The following is a 19,079-nucleotide window of genomic DNA, read 5'->3' as shown; positions in this document are numbered from 1 at the left end:
AGGAATTTATAATGTTAATATTTGTTAGTAAAATGCAGGGCTTTATTAGAAGCTCTAGCGGATTTTACTTAACCGGTGGTATACTTTTCAATTATTTTAGTGGACTACTTTTCAATTATATTATACATTACCGGGAAATCCACCCTCTCCATCAGGGCTGTCGAGCTGAAATATTACATTATCTTCATTGATTTTATAATCGAATGTCTTTGTATTGAATCCATTATATCCCCCATGATTGGAGTTCTTTCCATCATTTTTATCAGTCTGATATGTTTGTCCATTCAGTGTAAATTGTCCGTTGGATATTCGATTGGCATAACGACCGATAATAGAACCTAAATAGAACGTATCGCAAAAGTAATCTTCAAGATTATTATAGCTTAGAATAACATTCTCTCCTCCCCCTTCTTTATTCGGAACCACGATGGAAACGATAGATGCGCCATAATTAGTTATTTCTATATATGAACCAGAAGTATTTGTCAAGCGTAGCAAGACTACCTCTCTTTGCTTATAGGTAACAGATTGTTGTATAGAGATTTTAGTCATAGAGCATCTGATTATAAGGTTTATATTTCTTATTTAGAAAAAATCCGAATAGCCAAACCTCCTCCCTGTGCAAGAGGAATTGTCATTTTTGTGTTTTTATTGATCTTTTGTGTATCAAGAATATAGTGGGTTGCCCATAGATTTGCATCTACGCCGTCTTTATATATTTCGGCTATATATTCTTTATTATCTGCAAGAAAAGAAAAATCAATTGTCAGGCTTCGGGCAATATGATTTGTCATGCCCCCGATATACCATTCTTCACCTTTTTGTTTTGCGATCAGAGCATATTCTCCTACTTTGGCATCCAGTGCTATCGTATTGTCGAATGTGACAGGGACTTTCGACAGAAACCTTAGTACATCGGGATCTTTCCTGTATTCGGACGGTGAGTCGCACAACATTGCCAGATACTGATCATAAATAACAAACATAGCCAATTCATGACAACGGGTTCCTTGTGCAGACGGTAGTCCCTGATCGATAGGTCTGAATAATTGCGGCGAGCAGTTACGCATAGCACCCGGAGTATAATCCATCGTGCCTGCCAGCATTCGGGTAAAAGGTATTACGAGATGATGTTGCGGATTAGCTGTTAAGTCCCATTTGGAACATTCTGCGCCACGCACGGCTTCGAAGTTGATAATGTTGGGGTATGTGCGTTGCATTCCGGTAGGCTTGCTACACCCATGAAAATTGACCATTAATTGATGATCAGCAGCTTTCTTAGCAATGGCTTCATACCAATCCATCGCCAGTTGGTCGTCCCGATCGAAAAAATCTACTTTGATGCCCACTGCTCCCCAATTGTGCATCATTTTGAGAAATTCGTCAGATCTGTCGGTCAGCGCCATCCCTACACACCAGAGGAATACACCCACATTTTTCGATTTTCCATAGTTGATAACCTCCTGCACATCGACCTTAGGATTGACTTTCGATAAATCGAATATATCAGACCACCCTGCGTCTATCATCAGATATTCCAGATTATTTTCAGCGGCAAAGTCTATATAGTGTTTGTACAAGGCTGTATTTCTGTTAGCCATTCCCGATGGAATATCAGCATCGGGGAGCATTGCATCATGCCACCATTCCCAAGCCGCTTTGCCCGGTTTTATCCATGAAACATCGGTTAAGACTTGTGGTTTTGCCAGTTTATATACAAGCTCGTTGGTTAATAATTTCTTATCATCATCCGATACGATAATCACACGCCACGGGAACTCCTTTTTACCTGATGTTTTGGCAATATAATCCCTTGTTCGTTGTACTACCGATACAAACCCCCAACTACCAAGTGCAGTACTGTCGGGATATTGTGCAAAATAGGCATTAAATCCGGTTGGATTTTTCACCAGATACATTCCCGGATAATCTCTTACATCCGATTCAGCTACAACAACTCTTGTTTCGTTTGGCATCGAATATAGTACAGGAGTGATAGCACGTTTGCCATCCAGAATGGAAGATACTTTTGCATAGTCTATATACATCAGTTCCCATGCCGTATAGTTACTTGTTTCAGGGTAAATAACTGCCGGATCGTTCGTGATGTTGAAATTTGCTATTTCATTTTCTACTGTAATTTCATTATCGATGTCGGTAATAAATCGATAAGCTACACCTTCGTCGTAGGCTCTTAGTTCAAGTGAAAAATTATCCTCAAAATCGATTTTTATTTCATTATAGTGATTCGATAATGTTTTAAATTTTCCGTAAAGAGGTTCGATAGTTTCTTTAATCGTTTTCGACTCTATATTTTTTATCTTGACATTTGAAGTAAGGTTTCTGTCTTTCAACTGTAAGCCAATTTCAGATTGTGAGATCATTTCTTTTCCGTCAAACAGAACCCTGTATGTAATAGAATCCTTTACATCAACTGTCAGTTTTAAACGGGAATCGGGAGAGATAACTTCTATCTCTCCCTTTCTACCGCAAGAAGTAAAAAGGAAGATAGAGGTTAATAGTATGATACAATAAAATCTCATTTGCTATTTTATACTATTGAGTTGAAGTACAACGCTCTCGTATTCGTTATATATAGGGAATGTAAGACCTACAGTCATCAGATAATCACCACTGAATGGTTTGTTTTCATAAGCCGCCGCTCTCGACCAGTTGGGTGATACCTTATTGATTTCTTTCAGTGTGTATGTCTTATTGGGGTCGAGACCTTTCAAATAGATTGTTTGCTTATCTGACTTCAATTCTTTTCTCACAAGGAAATTGAAAACAATAGCTTCGTCTTTATTTTCATTAACATACATGAAGACAGTACGATTGTTTTTGTATGGTGAGAGGATTCTATACAGATCGCCATGAAGAACAGTTTTACGTATTTGCTTATATGTCTCTATTGCATTTTTCGAGAATATTTTTTCTTCATCCGTCATTTGTACAGGCTGTAAATCCATGCCTAATTTGCCTGCCATAGCAATGTCGAAACGATATTTAAGTGGGGTACTGCGTCCCGAAATATGATTGGGTGATACCGAAACATGACTTGCAAGACCAATAGTAGGGAAGAAATACTGCGCACCCCATTGAGTAAATATGCGTTGTAATGGATCGTTATTGTCACTGATCCAATATTCATCGAAATGTTTCATTGTGCCATAGTCGATGCGACCGCCACCGCCCGAGCAAGCCATAAAGGTTACATCTGGGTATTTTGCACTTACTTTATCCATTACTTCGAGTAAGGCTAAACTATAATCTATCCAAAGGTGCGATTGCTTATCAGCCGCTAAATAAGATGATCCCGAATTTTGAACAAAACGGTTACAATCCCATTTCACATAATCAATGCCCGGATTCTTTTGTAATATTTCGTCAATTGTATTATAAACAAACTCTTTTACTTTAGGATTACTCATATCCAGAATCAACTGATTACGTTGAGGAGTCCTTTCTCTGTGAGGTTGAGCGATAACCCAATCGGGATGTTTTTCGTATAATTCACTCTTCGGATTTACCATTTCGGGTTCTACCCAGATTCCGAATTTCAGACCTCTTTTTTTACACTCTTCTATCAGATAAGGGATACCTCTTGGTAATTTCTTGGTGTTGGTTTGCCAATCGCCTAATCCGGCTGTATCTCCATTTCTCGGATATTTATTGCCGAACCAGCCATCATCGAGTAAGAATAGTTCGAATCCCATTTTAGATGCATCGTCAATGATTTGGGTTAGTTTCGGTTCATCAAAATCGAAGTACGTCGCTTCCCAGTTATTCAGTAGAATACTTCGTTCTTTATCTCCGTTTTTGATACCGTATTTTCTGGCCCAACGGTGAAAATTACGTGTAATCTTTCCTGTACCCTCGTTACTGTATGTATAGAGTAGGGCAGGAGTTTTGAAAACCTTATCCTTATCGAGGGTATAGGTTGAGGCATAAGGATTTATTCCTGACAAAACACGTAGTTTCTGATCGTTATCCACTTCGAAACAGAACTGGAAGTTACCCGGCCACGCTAATGTACCGCCGATCACCTCGCCGTTCGATTCCTCCGCCGGATTGCCTAGCGAGAGTAGAAAGCAAGGATGCGTATATTGGTTAGATCTTACACCTAATTTGGTATCTATAATTTTAATACCGGAAGTTAGCTCTTGTTCTGCGATATTCATCTCTTCCGACCAGTCACCATAAAATTGGCTTACATAGTATTTCTTTGCATAAAAAGACAGATCGGCAGACGCAAAATTATTAAGAATGACAGGTTTATTTTCGCCGTTTCTTATTTCCGTCCATTGTTCTATAATGTCTTCTTTTTGGTAAGCATTGTAATGCAGATCGACATACAAACCATAATATTCATCTTTCAGAGAGATTACAGTATGAAGAATATTAGTGTCTTTACGATCTGTTTTAGTCGATACGTATCCTAACTCGGTCGATGTGTTCCCATCGGCATGGGTCATTCTTAATGCAGCTTCGAACACATGGGTTGTTCCGAATGTGGAATAGGCACTAAAACTCTTCAAAGGAACTGCCTCTAATTCGTTGAGCTGTTTTATTTTTTTACCGAAATAAACTTGTTCGAGCCTGTTTTTGTCGTTAACCTGTAACAGCAAGCAGGTATTATCCGTTGTTATCGGTATGTAATTTGCGGCAAGCAGACTCGTAGCGGCTACCAGAAACAGAGCGATCAATAAATACTTTTGTAATTGCATGGTATTATGATTTTTGTTTTAATATTTAAATGCTATTCAGTATCAAGTGGCTACCCAAATGGTTAATATCCAATTGTTTCACTTTTTCCAGAAATTCCCTGGCTTCCTTCAGGTTACCTAATCCCAGATTCCCCAATCCCATAACATAGTAGCAATGTATCTGATTGCGAATATTCAGATCGTCTTCCCAAATGGCAAGATCGGGTAATGATACAGCAAAATAATCGATGCGGCAGTTGTCGAAAAGATGCTTCTTTCCGTGATCTATCAACTTGTTGTAATGGCTCTTTGCTTTGTCTGTATTGCCTAATGCAGCCCAAGCCAATCCCTGATAATAGATTTTATCGGGTTGCTGGTCATTATAGAAAAATGCCTGTTGAGGTTCGGGCGAACCAACAGTTGCTTTTTGTAAATAGAACAGGGCTTTTTGCTCGTCTCCAACACCTTTGTAAGCTAATCCTTTGTAATAATCAATATCGTTTTCTTCCGCATTAGATAGCTTGCCTTCGCCTAGATTGTGAGGATAACAATCTGTCTCGTGAAGTAATCTGAGTGCTTCTTGAAATTCATTGCCTTTCATAGCTTGTTTGGCTAATTCGATGCGGCAGACAGTATATTGCTTTGCTATTTTACCTTCGCCACCTTCCCACGGATGGAACTTATGAGCAGCGATCAGATTCATTGCCTCTTTGTATTTCCCTAGCTGATTGTATAATGTGATCCGTTCTATACAAAGATCATCACGTTCTTCAACTAGTGACGAATATTTTTCGAGAAAAGCTAAACGTTCATCAGGTGAGACACCTCTTTTTTTATACAACTGATCCAATTCCATTAATATACGTGAATCAGTCATATCTAAAGCAAATGCTTTTGCCAATAATGCTTTTGCCTCTTCTTTGCGATTATATTTATTGTAATAGGCTAATGCCAAATTGCGTAGCACTGTAGGATATTTATTGTTTAGTTGTTGCGATCTTTCCCAACATATCACGGCGTCATCGTATTGACGTGCCGCATACCAGAAGTTGCCCAGATAGTATGGAGCGAAGGAGTCTTCGGGATTTAGCTTCATGGCATCTTGCAGTATATTTACTTCTTCTATCCGATTGGGGAAGCATCTGTCGGGCGACATTTTAGAAGCTTTTATGTAATATTCTTTGGCTTCGGTAGCTTTACCCATTTTAGAAGAGAAATAACCCAGTATATAATATACCATCGGATACACCTTGTTTTCGTCGGTGATGCAGCATGATAACAATTGAGTTGCCTCTTCATATAGTCCTGCACCTGCAAAATCGAGCGCATATTCTATATATGGATGAGTGGAACCGTGCATCAGGTTTTTTAATATTTCTATATCTTTAATATCATTCGTTAGAAGATATTTTTCGAATCGGCATCCGATATTGAACTTATCGATTTTCAAAGAATCTTCGATTAAATCGAGTGCTTCGTCCTTTCTTCCGAGCTTTCTTAGTATAGAAGCTTTTAGCTGGCGTGCTTTATGATTGTGCCAATTCCGTATCAAACTACGATCTATTCTGTCTAAAGCCTCTTCCCATAATCCTCTTTCGGCATCTATTTGTGCCAAAGCATAATATCCCGAATCTTGCCATGCGGCATTCCATGTCGCTTTAAAGAATGCACCGTAAGCATCATCCTTACAACCTTGCATATTTAGACACCATCCCAGATTGTAATTCGGTTCACCATCGTAAGGATTCGGATTGCGCTCTGTTTGTGTTTCTAATGCTTTACGGAAAAAAGGTTCGGCTTTAGCGAATTGTCCCCGACGCATTAAAATAAGTCCCATCGCATTATTGCAGCGGATATCTTTAGGATCACGGCTAAGAGCTTCTGTATAATAATCTATCGGGTTATAGGTCGCATGACGATATTGTTCCAAATGCTGACCCGTAAGGAACAGTTGCTCTATGGATGAAATATCTTTCGGTTCTTTAGCCGCTTTAGCAGGATCAGGAGTCGGCTTTATTTCGGGTTTGTCTGCCTTATATGTCAATAGCTCGTTTCCATCGGAGGTATAGAGATTGAATATTAAATTTTCGGGAGCTATGCTTCCTACTTCTACTGTGTTGAAGTAAGATTCCGAAGGTGAGGTATTTGCATAACTATCTAAATAAACCTTTCCATCGGTATTTTTTAATACAATACGTAGATTCTGAAACTCGGAAGTTGTATAAAGAATAATACTTGCCTGTCCTTCTTTTACATCTATATTTACGATTGCATCTTTATTCGCATTTTTTACATAGCCTACCTCTGCATAGGGCATAAAGTATTGCACCCACGATTTTTCTTCATTGGGTTGCAGCCATGTAAAATCGGGTTGATTGTCGGTATATACTCCTGTCATTAATTCTATGTATGGCCCGTCTTCATCGGTTAGATTCCGATCCCAGGCAATACCGAAGTCACCATTGCCCCATGTCCATTGTTTTTTACCGGGTGATATGTGATGATTAGCCACGTGCAACAAACCACCTTTCACATCTTCTTCATATCCTCCTACAAAGTTGAATTTGGACTGTATAGCCATATAAGAGGTTGGTACAGGGACATTTTTATACTTCGAAATATCTACTCCCGCCGAATAATCCTGTTTGTAATATGTACCTGTTGCTATCGGAAAATTTGATACATCACGCTTACCGTGGTCAAACACAGCATGTACATCGGGCGGAAACACTGAGTGATAATCATCGTTTACCACAACAGCAGGATTAGCCCACCACAGGAATGTCTGAGGGAAGGCTGTGCGGTTATACACTTTTACAGTTATTTCGATATATGCTTTTCCGGGACGAAGCGTAAATCCTTGCATACCTTTTGTTCGGAACATACGTTCTACTTCGTTGCACCAGACAGTCATACTGCCATCTGCATTTTTTTCGATATAATAATCCGTAGGCAGAAAGGTACTCGGGCGATGATGCTGAGGCCAGTTGAACTCTATACCTCCCGAAATCCACGGACCTGTAAGACCTACCAATGCGGGCTTAATCACCTGATTATAATATACAAAGTGGCGTTTCTTAACTTTGTCGTAAGCCATTTGTATGCGTCCGCCCAATTCGGGAAGGATCATTACTTTTAGATATTCGTTTTCGATAAATAAAGCCTTGTATTGCTTGTCTTTCTTCTCATCAGAAACCTTTTCTACCACAGGATAGGGATATACGGCTCCCGAACTTCCCTGATAAACTCTTTTCTCGAGGAATATCGGGTTTTTCTCTTCTTCTCCTATTTCGTATGTAGGGAGCATGATGTTTTCTTCCCATGCTTTCACTACATTTTTTTCATTTACAGTCGATTGAATCAGATAATCAGTTATCTCTTCCATTACGTTTTTACCTTTTGAGTTAAATATTGTACGATTTAAGGTTGCACCCTTATTATTTAGTAAGTTCTTTTTCAATTTCTTCGAGTGATTTACCTTTTGTTTCGGGTAAATTCTTTTTGACAAATACAAATCCCAAGAGACAGATAATGCCATATAGCCAGAATGTGCCGTAAGAACCTAGTCCGCTGTTTAATAATGGAAATGTATATGTCAGTATAAAACATGCTGTCCATAGCGAGAATGTGGCAATTGCCATCGCCATCCCTCTGATGCGTGTAGGGAATATTTCGGAAATAACTACCCATGTGATAGGCGCCAGAGTCATTGCATAGCAGCCAATAGCAAGCATAACCAAAACCAGAACAGCTATACCCGACACCTCTAAATAGTAGCAAGTGCCTAATGCCGCATAAATACAGGCTAAGCCTATTGCACCGAAGAGCAGCAAAGAGCGTCGTCCTAATCTGTCTACGGTGTACATTCCTACGATAGTGAAAACAACATTGGTCACTCCAGTTATTACGATATTGAACAGAATATCAGAGACTCCATATCCCGCAGCCGTAAATATTTCCTGTGCGTAATTAAATATTACATTTATCCCGCACCATTGCTGGAAAGCTGCGATAACGATTCCGATGAGTAATATTTTAGGCATTTTTCCTTTAAAGAGTAATTTATAATTTACCTTTTCTTTGCTGTTATCAGCAATCTCTTTCATAGAGCTCATTTCGGTTCTGGCATAGTCGCTTCCTCCGATACGGGTAAGTATTGTCTGTGACTTTTCTATCTTCATTTTGGTATAGAGCCAACGTGGACTTTCGGGTATAATAAATATCAATATAAAGAAGAAGATTGCGGGAATCCCTCCTGCCCAAAACATCCATCTCCATCCCATCTGTCCGTTCCACGAATTGAGGATATCTTCTCCGGGAGCTACAGAATCGGCTATAAGCCAGTTTACTAGTTGTGCCGCAAGTATTCCAATGACAACTGTCAATTGATTTAATGCGACGAATTTACCTCTGACATTTGTCGGGGCAACTTCGGCGATATACATGGGCGACAGGTTGGATGCCATGCCGATGCCGATTCCTCCAAATATACGATAGATAATAAACCAGGTGAGTGTATCGCTGATACCTATGCCTACGGCTGCGATGATAAATACCAGCGAGGCTATTATCATTAGCGGCTTTCTTCCGTAGCGATCCGAAAGGCTACCCGAAACCATAACTCCCAATAGGCAGCCTAATATGGCACTTCCCATAACCCAACCCTGTACGTAAGGTGAGTCTGCAATGTTGAAGTATAATTCATAAAATGGCTTTGCTCCTCCAATTACAACCCAGTCGTAACCAAACAGTAAGCCTCCCATTGCTGAGACAAAAGTGATAAGTAATAAATAGCGGCTATTTTTCATATTAGATTTTTATAGGTTATCTGAATGTAAAATTAGATTTAAAGTATTTATTAAAAATGTATGTTCTTTTTGAAAACATGTAAAATATTACGATTTACTCTACTTGTCGTTTCAATCAGAAGCATTCCCTCCCAATTCGTAGTATAATGATGTGTCTTTTCTTTAAAACCAGAGCGAAATAGCATAAATATTAAGTAAATATTTTTTATAAACTTCCGGTTTGGTCTTTTGTAAGAATTGATTTTTTATCTGCATTTATCTATATCAAAAATATTCTATTATTCGCTAATAAACAGGTACATAAAAAGCAATAAATATAATACATGTCCTAATTTCATAAGGAATAGACATGCATGCGACATTTGTACTACTTTTTGATACACATATTTTCTAAAATATAATTCATCTATAGGGCTATATTTCAGATCAATTGTATCTTTGTTTAATCCGTTAACCTACACCTTCATATCATGGAAAACACAGAAACAATTGCCAATGGGTTCAAAGGAGAAAAAGCCATTGTAACACCCTACAACACAAGAGAGTATCAAGAGGCAAACCCAATAACAGAACCTCTATATCTGACTCACATAGGCTATTATCCCAATGCGAAGTTTCATTTCAGACAACGAATATCGGGAGCCAACGAAAACATCCTCATATATTGCGAGAAAGGAAAAGGATGGATAGAACACGGCGGGGAAAGATTTTACTTATCGAATAATCAGGTATATATTATCCCTGCAAATGAACCCCATACCTACGGAGCAGACATACGCAATCCGTGGAGTATATATTGGCTGCATTTTCAAGGAAAAAACGTACCGATGTTTAATTCGATCATAGGTAAGGTCCTTTCAATAAAAGAATCGGACAATAGCAGATATAAAGACCGTATGCTACTTTTTGAGGATATGTACCAGAATCTGGAGATGGGTTATAATCCTGAAAATCTGGAATACATAAGCTTCTGTCTTAGATATTTCTTAGCCTCGCTTAAATATTTGACACAGTATAGAGTAATAAAAAATATAAGGGTTGACGACGTAGTGCAGCAAAGCATTCACTTCATGAAAGACAATCTCGAAAATAAAATAACACTGAATGATATAGCCAATGCCGTAGGCTATTCAAGCTCGCATCTTATTACTCTTTTTACTCAGAAAACATCCTATCCTCCGATGATATACTATAATCAATTGAGAATACAACGAGCATGTTCGTATCTGCAGTTTTCTGAATTGAAGATAAAAGAGATTGCTTTCAGATTATGTTTCTATGATCCTTTTCATTTCTCTAAAGCTTTTTTAAAAGAGATGCGCATTACACCTAAAGAATATAGAAAACGGTATCAATAAAAACTGTCAACCTGTTAACAAAAAACTAAGGCTGTTTATTCAATATGAATAAACAGCCTTTATATTTAGATGAGATTACATTTATTATTCTAATGTAAAAGTACTAAGAACGGCTCTGTGATCTGATGGATAGTTATCGAACCCGATATCGCTTTTTACACTTTTTTCTCCGACAACCTGTGAGTTTATAAGTTTTATTTTATCTCCTCTGAACATAACAAAATCGATACGATCCAAAACCTCAGTATAAGCTTCAACTTCCGGAAGTGTTGTCCACGTGTGACCCAGCTTACTCACCTCATCCGGATAAAACAGCCTATAAGAATCCTGCATGCCACCTTTATCTATGAAAGCCTTTGTAGATGGCCATATAACAGGTATCTTACATAGTCCGGCTTCTACAGCCTTAGCTGTCCAATCCAGACAAGATGGTTCGTTAAAATCGCCTGTAAGAAAAATAGGATAACCCTCTTTCTGAACTTCTAATATATCTGCGATAACAGAATTTACGGCTTCGCTCCTACTCTTTATTGCAGATTCAACAGCTTCTTCCGCGGTCTGCAATATAGGTCCACCACAATACTCTATACCATTCAATTGGTATGGCTCGTAAGGACAATACATCAAGTGAACATTGAACATCCATACAGAATGAGACTCATCTATTTTTATCTTCACCCCATTTTTGCTAGCAGAAGTGTCTACTATAGGATATCTGCTAATGATAGTCGGACTTCCACCCGATGAGTATGAATACCAACCAATACTGTCAGCCAAATAAACAGCCATATCTTTCCCATCCCGATTTGCTTCTTGTATTCCGACTATATCGGCTTTACTTTCAATTAAAACCTGTGCAGTAGCAGGAATTGATTTTTTAGCACCTAGCCAGATATTAAAACTCATTACTTTTAATTCGATAGGCTGGGAAGCCGTCTTATTACTACAAGAATATACCGGAAGAATAAGAAAAATAACTAATATACATTTACAAATAGTACGCATAGATTATAGATTTAAGGGATTAAATTATTTAAGGCTTCAAGACAAAGGTATAAATAATATAACAAGTTACTTCTTAATAATTAGTGTTATAGATAATCAAGGCGCAGGGAGAACCAGTGTCCGTTGAGCCCATTCCTGATATTTGGCTTTCATATCATCTACTTTCTACGGATAATCTGCCGCAATACTTTGGGCTCTATATTAGATTCATATTTAATGATCAGTTATCAAAAAAACTCATCATCAAACTACCTCGGGTTAACTACTTCACAAACAAAAATACAAAACTATTTAATGTTTTAACTAAATAGTTCTACAAAATTAGCAGCCTATTTATCTCACCTTCATCCCTAAAAAAGAGAAGGCGAAAGATAATCTTCCGCCTTCTACTCTATTTATAATTATATATTATTTGCTCACAGAGCCTCCACTCGATGTATGAGAATCTATAGTTTCGTAAGCCAAGTTTTTTATATTTACTACTGCTCCACTACTGCAATTGAGTGTGATGTTATTAGTTTTGCCATCCAACTTGAAACTGGCTCCACTACTCACATTTATATTCACATCAGATACAGCTATGTTGGCATGACCACTCGAACCGGATGAAGACGATTGATAATAACTTTTAGCCGTAAGTTTACCTATTCCCACTGAAGCACCACTGGATAAGTCAATTCTGATTGATTCAAGATTGCTTATATCACTAGTAATAAAGCTAGAGCCACTTGATAAATTTATTCGATCGAGAGTTGGGGCCGAAATATAAACTTCTATTTTCCCTTTGATTCTGTAATTATCTTTATTATCGACATATATCTTCAAAACTCCATTTTTCACTTCAGTTTTTATTCTACTCAATACGTCGTCTTGGGCTTCTACCTTAAGGCTAAAAGTATTGCTTGCCGAATAAATCACATTTATACCATTAGAGCCCTCGACCTGTTGAAATGGACTGACCGGTCTTGTCTCGGAACCAGAGTAAGCTACTAGAGTAAAAGAACTCAACACAAAGATTAATGTTGTAAGAACGATGTTTTTTGTTTTCATACTATTTATAATTTATTTGATTTTCAAATCTCCGTAATTACTTATTACTGTTATTTTTCCTGTTGGTGATTTAGAGCCAATCTTTCCTATTTTCACTATTTTGGTCTCGCTTTCGCTCTGTTGCGTAAAAGTTACATTGTGTGTTTTTGAAATATCAACATCTCCATAATTCATATTCAGATCGAATGAAACTGAAATTTCTTGTGGCAAACTGATTGTCATATCAGAATAACTCCCTTTCATCATTACGTTGCTAATTTTAGGAGATACATTGTTAATTTTAATATCACTATATAGACACACAGCATCAAGATTAGACACGAGGTTACCTATTTTAACATCGCCATATTGAATATTCAAATTCATATTTGTAACAGTAGTCACCTTTATATCGCCATAGTTTAGCGACTTATTTGACGTGATAGAATGTGCATCATTAAAAACATAATTATTATAATCTCCCGATATATTTACATTGTTTGCTTTACCGATTTTCACATCTGAATAAGCAGCATTTACCAATATGTCAGGTGCATTCTCAATAGACACATTCCCGTACTTAATCTTAACAGATGGGGTTGATCCTGTAAACGATTTAGCAGACAAATCGCTATAAGACAGATCAGCCATAAAAGGCCCATGGAAAGGATTCATTTTGATATTACCATATTTGAGATCTATACTCAATCCTGTATTACGCGGAATACTAATAATGTAATTAATGGACGGTCTATTGTTATTATTTGTACCCCCTTTATAATTAGTCTGTATCGATAAGATATTATTCGACGTCGAAGTTTCACAGCTTACCTGCTCTCCGGCTTTTTGATCTAAATACTGAATCTCTAATTCTACTTGTTTTGTCGTTGATTCCCGAACAAAGATATCGCCATAGAGATGCTTTATCTCAATCTTGGAAATATTCGAAAAACTTTTTTTCTCAATCTGAACCGGGGTTCTCGATTGGTCTATCTCAAAATGATCTTCTGCTTGCATTTCGGGAGAAATGATGAGACAGAATAAAATGACTGCTGTATAAAATAAATTCTTTTTCATTGCTGTTAGCATTTAGTGTATTTACCTAATTTTTCATTTATATTTTCGAGCGCTTGAATATTTGCCTTATAATGCTTTACTAAATAGTGAATAGCCATTTCTTCATCATCTGCATTTGCCATATCATTCACGAAAGCGGCATTGCCATCTATTATTTTTTGTAAGTCCCTATTCAATAAAGCTTGATTTTCGCTATCGGTATTCGCCAGTTTACACATAATATCAGCTATCTGCTCCTGCATTTGTCGGTTATAGAAGTCGTTCGTAGCTCTAAACTCGTCCGATACCTCCATCGTATTTTCAATTACAGGCAGATCATTCGGTATATGTTGTGGCGAATAGAACTGAATTGCAACAACCATAAGTACTACTATAGATGCCGCAATTGATATTATACCCATAAGCTGCATCCTCTTAATTGGCTTTCTCTTTTCCTTCTCTTGCTTATCGAGAAGGGCTTCGAATCGTTCAAAATGCCCTTCCATAGGCTCTTGATCATCGAAAATATCTTTATTATCTTTTATTTGTTTCCTTAAATCTTTCATCTCTTCTCCTTACATTAGTTTTATAAGTCGTTGTTTTGCTCTCATATACTGTATTCGGGAAGTACCCGGTGCTATATTTAATATTTCAGCTATCTCTTCATGATCATAACCTTCGATCAAATACAAATTAATTATTAAGCGGCTCGAGTCAGGCAATCTCTCGATAGCAGCCTTAACTTGCTCAACCTTTGCCAATATTTCATCCCAATCGTCATCATCGGCATCAATTATATCAGAATGTATATTCTCATTCAGGTCTGTCAATTCCAAATCCTTTTTCCGCAACTTATCAATCGAGGTATTGATTGCAATTCTTAGTATCCATGCTTCAAAAGGTGTTGACCTATCATAAGAATCTAAGCCCGAGAATGCTTTCAGAAAAGACTCCTGCATAGCGTCTTCCGATTCGGGGACACTTCGCAGGATGCGTAAACAGCTATTATAAACCCGCTTGTAAAAAGCAGTATATAGTTGCATCTGTGCCCTGCGTTCACCCGTCTTGCATCTTTCTACTATCTCGATATCGAAATCAACCATTGTTCTTCATTACTCTCTATATATACTAATACGAATCAAAAAGGAAAGTGTTACAAATGAAGATATATTTTTTCAAGAAAAAGTAAAGACTTGATAAATTATGGATGGATAATAAATGTGACACATATTGCATAGTGAAGAATTTGGCTTCACTATGAAAACATTTTCGCCTCATGACATTCAACCAGAGGTATTCCTGTTAGTTATTTCACAAAAAATAATTAGCTTTGTAATTACAACATTCTAATAAACAAACTGATTATGAAATATTATATAGGTGTATTATTATTCTTTTTCGCAGGCAGTCAATTATTTGCACAAAACACGGTAAAGATGAGTGCTGTAAAAGCCAGCGATTATGGCGTAGCCTATTCTTTGCCTAAAACCTCAATAGAAGTCCAGGCATACTATACAAAAACAACACGCAAAGCAGGTGAGTTCTATCAATACGCCGAACGTTATTTGAGTATATCGAATCCAATAACAAAAGATGACATTACTTATACTTTAGACAAAATAGAAGCTGTAACAAATGGGATAATAGACAAAGACAAGTCATATCTTGTTGAATTCAGAGCAAACTCAACAGCGCCTTTTGTGACATTAACCAGAGACGGTTTGATTTGTGCAATCAACGATGATTACTCCTTTCCACAAGAAAACGTATCAAATAATGTCACCCCATCAAACCAAGCTCCATTATTAAACCCACGTACATTCTTATCAGAAGAAATATTGAGAGCCGGCTCAACTGCTAAACAAGCCGAGCTAATAGCCAAACAAATATATCGCCTACGCGAAAGCCGTACTAACATCCTCACCGGCGAAGCTGACAATATGCCCCCTGACGGTAATGCTTATAAAATAGTAATGGGACAACTAGACGATCAGGAGAAAGCATTAGTAGCCATGTTTGCCGGAACGGAAACGACTGAAACAGGCATGCAAAATTTCGTAATTATTCCCGATGAAAAGGACATAGAGAATAGAATTATCTTCCGATTCTCGTCAAAATTAGGTGTAGTGGGCGAGAGCGATCTGGCCGGAGCGCCAATTTATTTATCGCTTAAAAATAAGGAACCAAAGCAAGTACAGATATTAACGCCTAAAGAAGAAAAAGCTTTCGCTGACAAATTCGCGAAAGGAATTATCTACAATATACCGGGAAAAGCAAACCTAAAAATCACATTTAACAGCAAAGACTTAATACAAAAAGAATGCGATGTGGTACAATATGGTACACAAGAGGTTCTCGTACCGAAAATGTTCGACAACAACAAGCAACCCATTAAGGTGATTTTCTATCCTTATTTGGGTGCAGTAAAACAGATTATTCAATAAAATAAAAAAAGATAAACGAATGAGTAAATCAGCAAAATGAGATATATCAAAAGATTTGCCGATTTACTCATTTTTCAATTTGATATATGGCATTAGAAATAGAGCGGAAGTTTTTAGTTAGCGGAGATTTTAAATCTCACGCCTATCATCATGAACAGATAACACAAGGATACTTATCATCAGTTCCTGATCGTTCCGTTCGTGTTCGCATAAAGGGTGACAAGGCATATTTGACTATAAAGGGTATCAGCAATGCCTCCGGTATTTCGCGCTATGAATGGGAAAAAGAAATTGCGATAGAAGAAGCTAAAGAATTAATGCATCTATGCGAACCCGGAGCCATAGACAAGATACGTTATTATATCAAATGTGGAAAGCATACATTCGAAGTCGATGAATTTCACGGAGAGAACCAAGGATTAATCGTAGCCGAAATAGAACTGGAAGACGAAACAGAACCGTTCGTACATCCAGATTGGTTAGGTAAAGAAGTGACGGGAGATAATCGCTACTATAATGCATCGTTAGTAAAATGTCCATTCACAAAATGGTAAAAACATGATTGAAACTCAAGTTAAAATACACGATAATTTTTCAGTAGAATTCAAAACGGGTTTTATTACCAACAATAAGACAAAAGATATCAATGAGTTCAAGATTAATACATGGATATTTATTCCCAATGGTCTTGATATCAATCGTGCGACTTATTCCAAAGAGCAGTTTTATAGGGATGTAAAAAGCAACATTCGTCTAATTACTCCCATCTATTCTTTAGACGATATACTAAAGGCCGGCAGAGGCCCTTTGCCACGATTACAAAAAGCCTTAGATGCCTTATCCATAGACCCTACTAATGATATAAAAAAAGAAGATTATCTCTATCAGGTAAAGATGCTACTCTGCATTATGAAAAGTGCCCTACGGCGCGAGGCTCAGATTATAGCGAATACAGCTGATGACAAGGAGGTGATCCATTTGGTTAACAGATATGTATCGCAAGTAGAAGCCATTGCATTAGAATACCGTGAAAAATGGGAGATGCTAACCAGACCGGAGATTAGTCAGGAACAGCGCAATTATTATTTGTTTGGAGACAATTTTCTGGGAAATATTATTGAACAGCACACGTTCGACATAATGAGAAAGCTCAATAGTCGATCTGTAATTCAATCAATTAACCCCATTCTCAACAAGCTACTTATCGGAGAAATAGATCATAAGAAAAAACGAGGTTTCTCCACTCTCGAAGAAGGTAATGAGGAACACAACAGCCTTATTATTACACAACGTAATATACTAAAGAAGTTTGTGGAGAGTGACTTGTTTTTACAGATTGTCAAGAAGAAAGACGGTGCTTTTGCCGAACAGATGTATTATAGTATAGCAGCGGGAGTAGCTATGATCTTCGCCACTGTAATATCTTTTTTCGCCACACAACGCTATGGTAACTTCACAACAGACCTCTTCGTTGTATTAGTTATCAGTTATATGCTGAAAGATCGTATCAAAGATTTAATGCGATACTATTTTTCATCCGAACTCAGCAAAAAGTACTTTGATACAAAGCTCAAACTAAGTATTCGCAAACAAGAAATAGGATGGCTTAAAGAATCTTTCGACTTTGTAGAAGAAAGTAAAGTATCGAGTGAAGTTCTTAATATGCGGAATCGCTCCCCATTGGTAGAAGCAGAGAATCAGACCTACAACGAGCAGATAATTTTGTATCGCAAATGGGTCAATTTATCAAAAGATGAGATAGAAAAATATAAAGAATATCGCTTGTCGGGTATCAATGATATAACCCGGTTCAATCTTTTTCACTTTGTGCAGAAAATGGATAATCCATCTATCCCCCTTTATGTTGTAGATAAGGATAAAGGTTTTTCCAGCTTTGAAGGAACTCGCATCTATCCACTATACTTCGTAGTACAGTGCGAATCAGATACCGATAAGTACTATAAAACCTATCGCCTCCTATTCAATCGCAACGGAATAACCAGTGTCAGCGAGCTGGATTAAATAAAATTTATGGGTACATTCTTACGTTTAGCCTTTTTCTTGTTTTGCATATAAATATACACAGCAACACTGCTTGCCGCAGCTAATAAAGACACTGCTAATATTTTCTTTGTCATGGCTTTTATAGTTAGGATGTTAATATGTTTTAGTGAAGTAAAGTTAGTAACAAAAATTGAGAAAAAAATTTAATTCCCTATAAAAAAGAAATAAGGAATCAACTGAAAAATTGACTCCTTATTTTTTATTATTTTACAAGGCTATACCTTCTTTTTGTTTAAGCCTTAAAATATCTTCAGCAGCTTTTTGCTCTGCTTTGAACTTCCGCTCTTGGGCCTTTTTCCAAGCTTTCTCGGTTGCTTTTATTATGTCTTTCTCTGCCTGCCTCTTAGCTTCTATTATTTCTTTTTCAGCTCTTAGTTCGGCGTCTTTCGATTCCTTTTCAGCATTCATTTTAATTTTCGCAATCTGATCTGCCGTTTTTGCAGTTACAACAATTTCTCTTGCATATACTCCAGAAGTCATAGATAGTATTGCCAAAAAGAATAATCCGAATAATACCTTTTTCATAATTTCAAGTTTCTGTTAAGTGTAGTTTTTGCTAATAATGTAGTTTTCAACTATCCCAATCGCTTTTGGTTTGTATCCTAATAC

At 37.3% G+C, this 19,079-nt stretch carries 15 protein-coding genes; 4 read left to right on the top strand and 11 right to left on the bottom strand.

What is annotated here, in order from left to right; translation table 11 throughout:
• Positions 1-120: 120 nt before the first annotated feature.
• The 5 genes from G7Y56_RS08010 to G7Y56_RS07990 are packed head-to-tail and all read right to left on the bottom strand — an operon-like array spanning position 121 to position 9,514.
• The gene (locus G7Y56_RS08010; protein ID WP_165042530.1) at positions 121-552 is read right to left on the bottom strand and encodes a hypothetical protein; all 432 of its coding nucleotides are present in this window, start codon (positions 550-552) and stop codon (positions 121-123) included.
• A 29-nt stretch (positions 553-581) separates the two neighbouring features.
• Positions 582-2,543, bottom strand: coding sequence for a glycoside hydrolase family 97 protein (locus G7Y56_RS08005; RefSeq protein WP_165042528.1), 1,962 nt, complete (start codon positions 2,541-2,543; stop codon positions 582-584).
• A gap of 3 nt (positions 2,544-2,546) precedes the next feature.
• Positions 2,547-4,727 (bottom strand): alpha-galactosidase, encoded by a 2,181-nt coding sequence (locus G7Y56_RS08000; RefSeq protein WP_165042526.1) that lies wholly within the window; start codon positions 4,725-4,727, stop codon positions 2,547-2,549.
• Positions 4,728-4,752: 25 nt separating this feature from the next.
• A complete protein-coding gene (locus tag G7Y56_RS07995) occupies positions 4,753-8,091 on the bottom strand; it encodes a DUF5107 domain-containing protein (protein WP_165042524.1) in 3,339 nt (1,112 codons plus the stop codon).
• 52 nt (positions 8,092-8,143) lie between these two features.
• The gene (locus tag G7Y56_RS07990) at positions 8,144-9,514 is read right to left on the bottom strand and encodes a sugar porter family MFS transporter (protein WP_165042522.1); all 1,371 of its coding nucleotides are present in this window, start codon (positions 9,512-9,514) and stop codon (positions 8,144-8,146) included.
• 470 nt (positions 9,515-9,984) lie between these two features.
• Here G7Y56_RS07990 and G7Y56_RS07985 point away from each other — a divergent pair, with 470 nt between their 5' ends.
• Positions 9,985-10,872, top strand: a complete 888-nt coding sequence (locus tag G7Y56_RS07985) for an AraC family transcriptional regulator (RefSeq protein ID WP_165022912.1) — start codon at positions 9,985-9,987, stop codon at positions 10,870-10,872.
• Positions 10,873-10,956: 84 nt separating this feature from the next.
• Here the strand turns inward: G7Y56_RS07985 and G7Y56_RS07980 are convergent, their stop codons facing one another.
• The 5 genes from G7Y56_RS07980 to G7Y56_RS07960 form a co-directional block, all read right to left on the bottom strand.
• Entirely contained in the window at positions 10,957-11,877 is a 921-nt protein-coding gene (locus tag G7Y56_RS07980; RefSeq protein WP_165042520.1) for an endonuclease/exonuclease/phosphatase family protein, read from the bottom strand.
• A gap of 408 nt (positions 11,878-12,285) precedes the next feature.
• Positions 12,286-12,927, bottom strand: coding sequence for a GIN domain-containing protein (locus tag G7Y56_RS07975; RefSeq protein ID WP_165042518.1), 642 nt, complete (start codon positions 12,925-12,927; stop codon positions 12,286-12,288).
• Positions 12,928-12,939: 12 nt separating this feature from the next.
• Positions 12,940-13,983: a DUF4097 family beta strand repeat-containing protein gene (locus G7Y56_RS07970; RefSeq protein WP_165042516.1), complete on the bottom strand. Its 1,044-nt coding sequence runs from the start codon at positions 13,981-13,983 to the stop codon at positions 12,940-12,942.
• A 5-nt stretch (positions 13,984-13,988) separates the two neighbouring features.
• The gene (locus G7Y56_RS07965) at positions 13,989-14,528 is read right to left on the bottom strand and encodes a hypothetical protein (RefSeq protein WP_165042514.1); all 540 of its coding nucleotides are present in this window, start codon (positions 14,526-14,528) and stop codon (positions 13,989-13,991) included.
• Positions 14,529-14,537: 9 nt separating this feature from the next.
• Complete coding sequence (locus G7Y56_RS07960; RefSeq protein ID WP_165042512.1) at positions 14,538-15,065, bottom strand: RNA polymerase sigma factor; 528 nt, start codon at positions 15,063-15,065, stop codon at positions 14,538-14,540.
• A 261-nt stretch (positions 15,066-15,326) separates the two neighbouring features.
• On the opposite strand from G7Y56_RS07960, the gene G7Y56_RS07955 reads away from it, so the two are divergent.
• From G7Y56_RS07955 to G7Y56_RS07945, 3 genes are all read left to right on the top strand, one after another.
• On the top strand, positions 15,327-16,406 hold the full coding sequence (locus G7Y56_RS07955; protein ID WP_165042510.1) for a DUF4831 family protein: 1,080 nt from the start codon (positions 15,327-15,329) through the stop codon (positions 16,404-16,406).
• 86 nt (positions 16,407-16,492) lie between these two features.
• On the top strand, positions 16,493-16,960 hold the full coding sequence (locus G7Y56_RS07950; protein ID WP_165042508.1) for a CYTH domain-containing protein: 468 nt from the start codon (positions 16,493-16,495) through the stop codon (positions 16,958-16,960).
• Between the two features lie 4 nt (positions 16,961-16,964).
• Positions 16,965-18,428, top strand: a complete 1,464-nt coding sequence (locus G7Y56_RS07945; RefSeq protein WP_165042506.1) for a hypothetical protein — start codon at positions 16,965-16,967, stop codon at positions 18,426-18,428.
• Between the two features lie 249 nt (positions 18,429-18,677).
• On the opposite strand, the gene G7Y56_RS07940 is transcribed toward G7Y56_RS07945, so the two are convergent.
• Positions 18,678-18,995 (bottom strand): hypothetical protein, encoded by a 318-nt coding sequence (locus tag G7Y56_RS07940; RefSeq protein WP_165042504.1) that lies wholly within the window; start codon positions 18,993-18,995, stop codon positions 18,678-18,680.
• Between the last annotated feature and the right edge of the window lie 84 nt (positions 18,996-19,079).

The sequence above is a fragment of the Dysgonomonas sp. ZJ709 genome (genome assembly GCF_011039195.1).
Lineage (GTDB): Bacteria > Bacteroidota > Bacteroidia > Bacteroidales > Dysgonomonadaceae > Dysgonomonas.
This window is presented reverse-complemented; position numbering and strand designations above follow the sequence as displayed.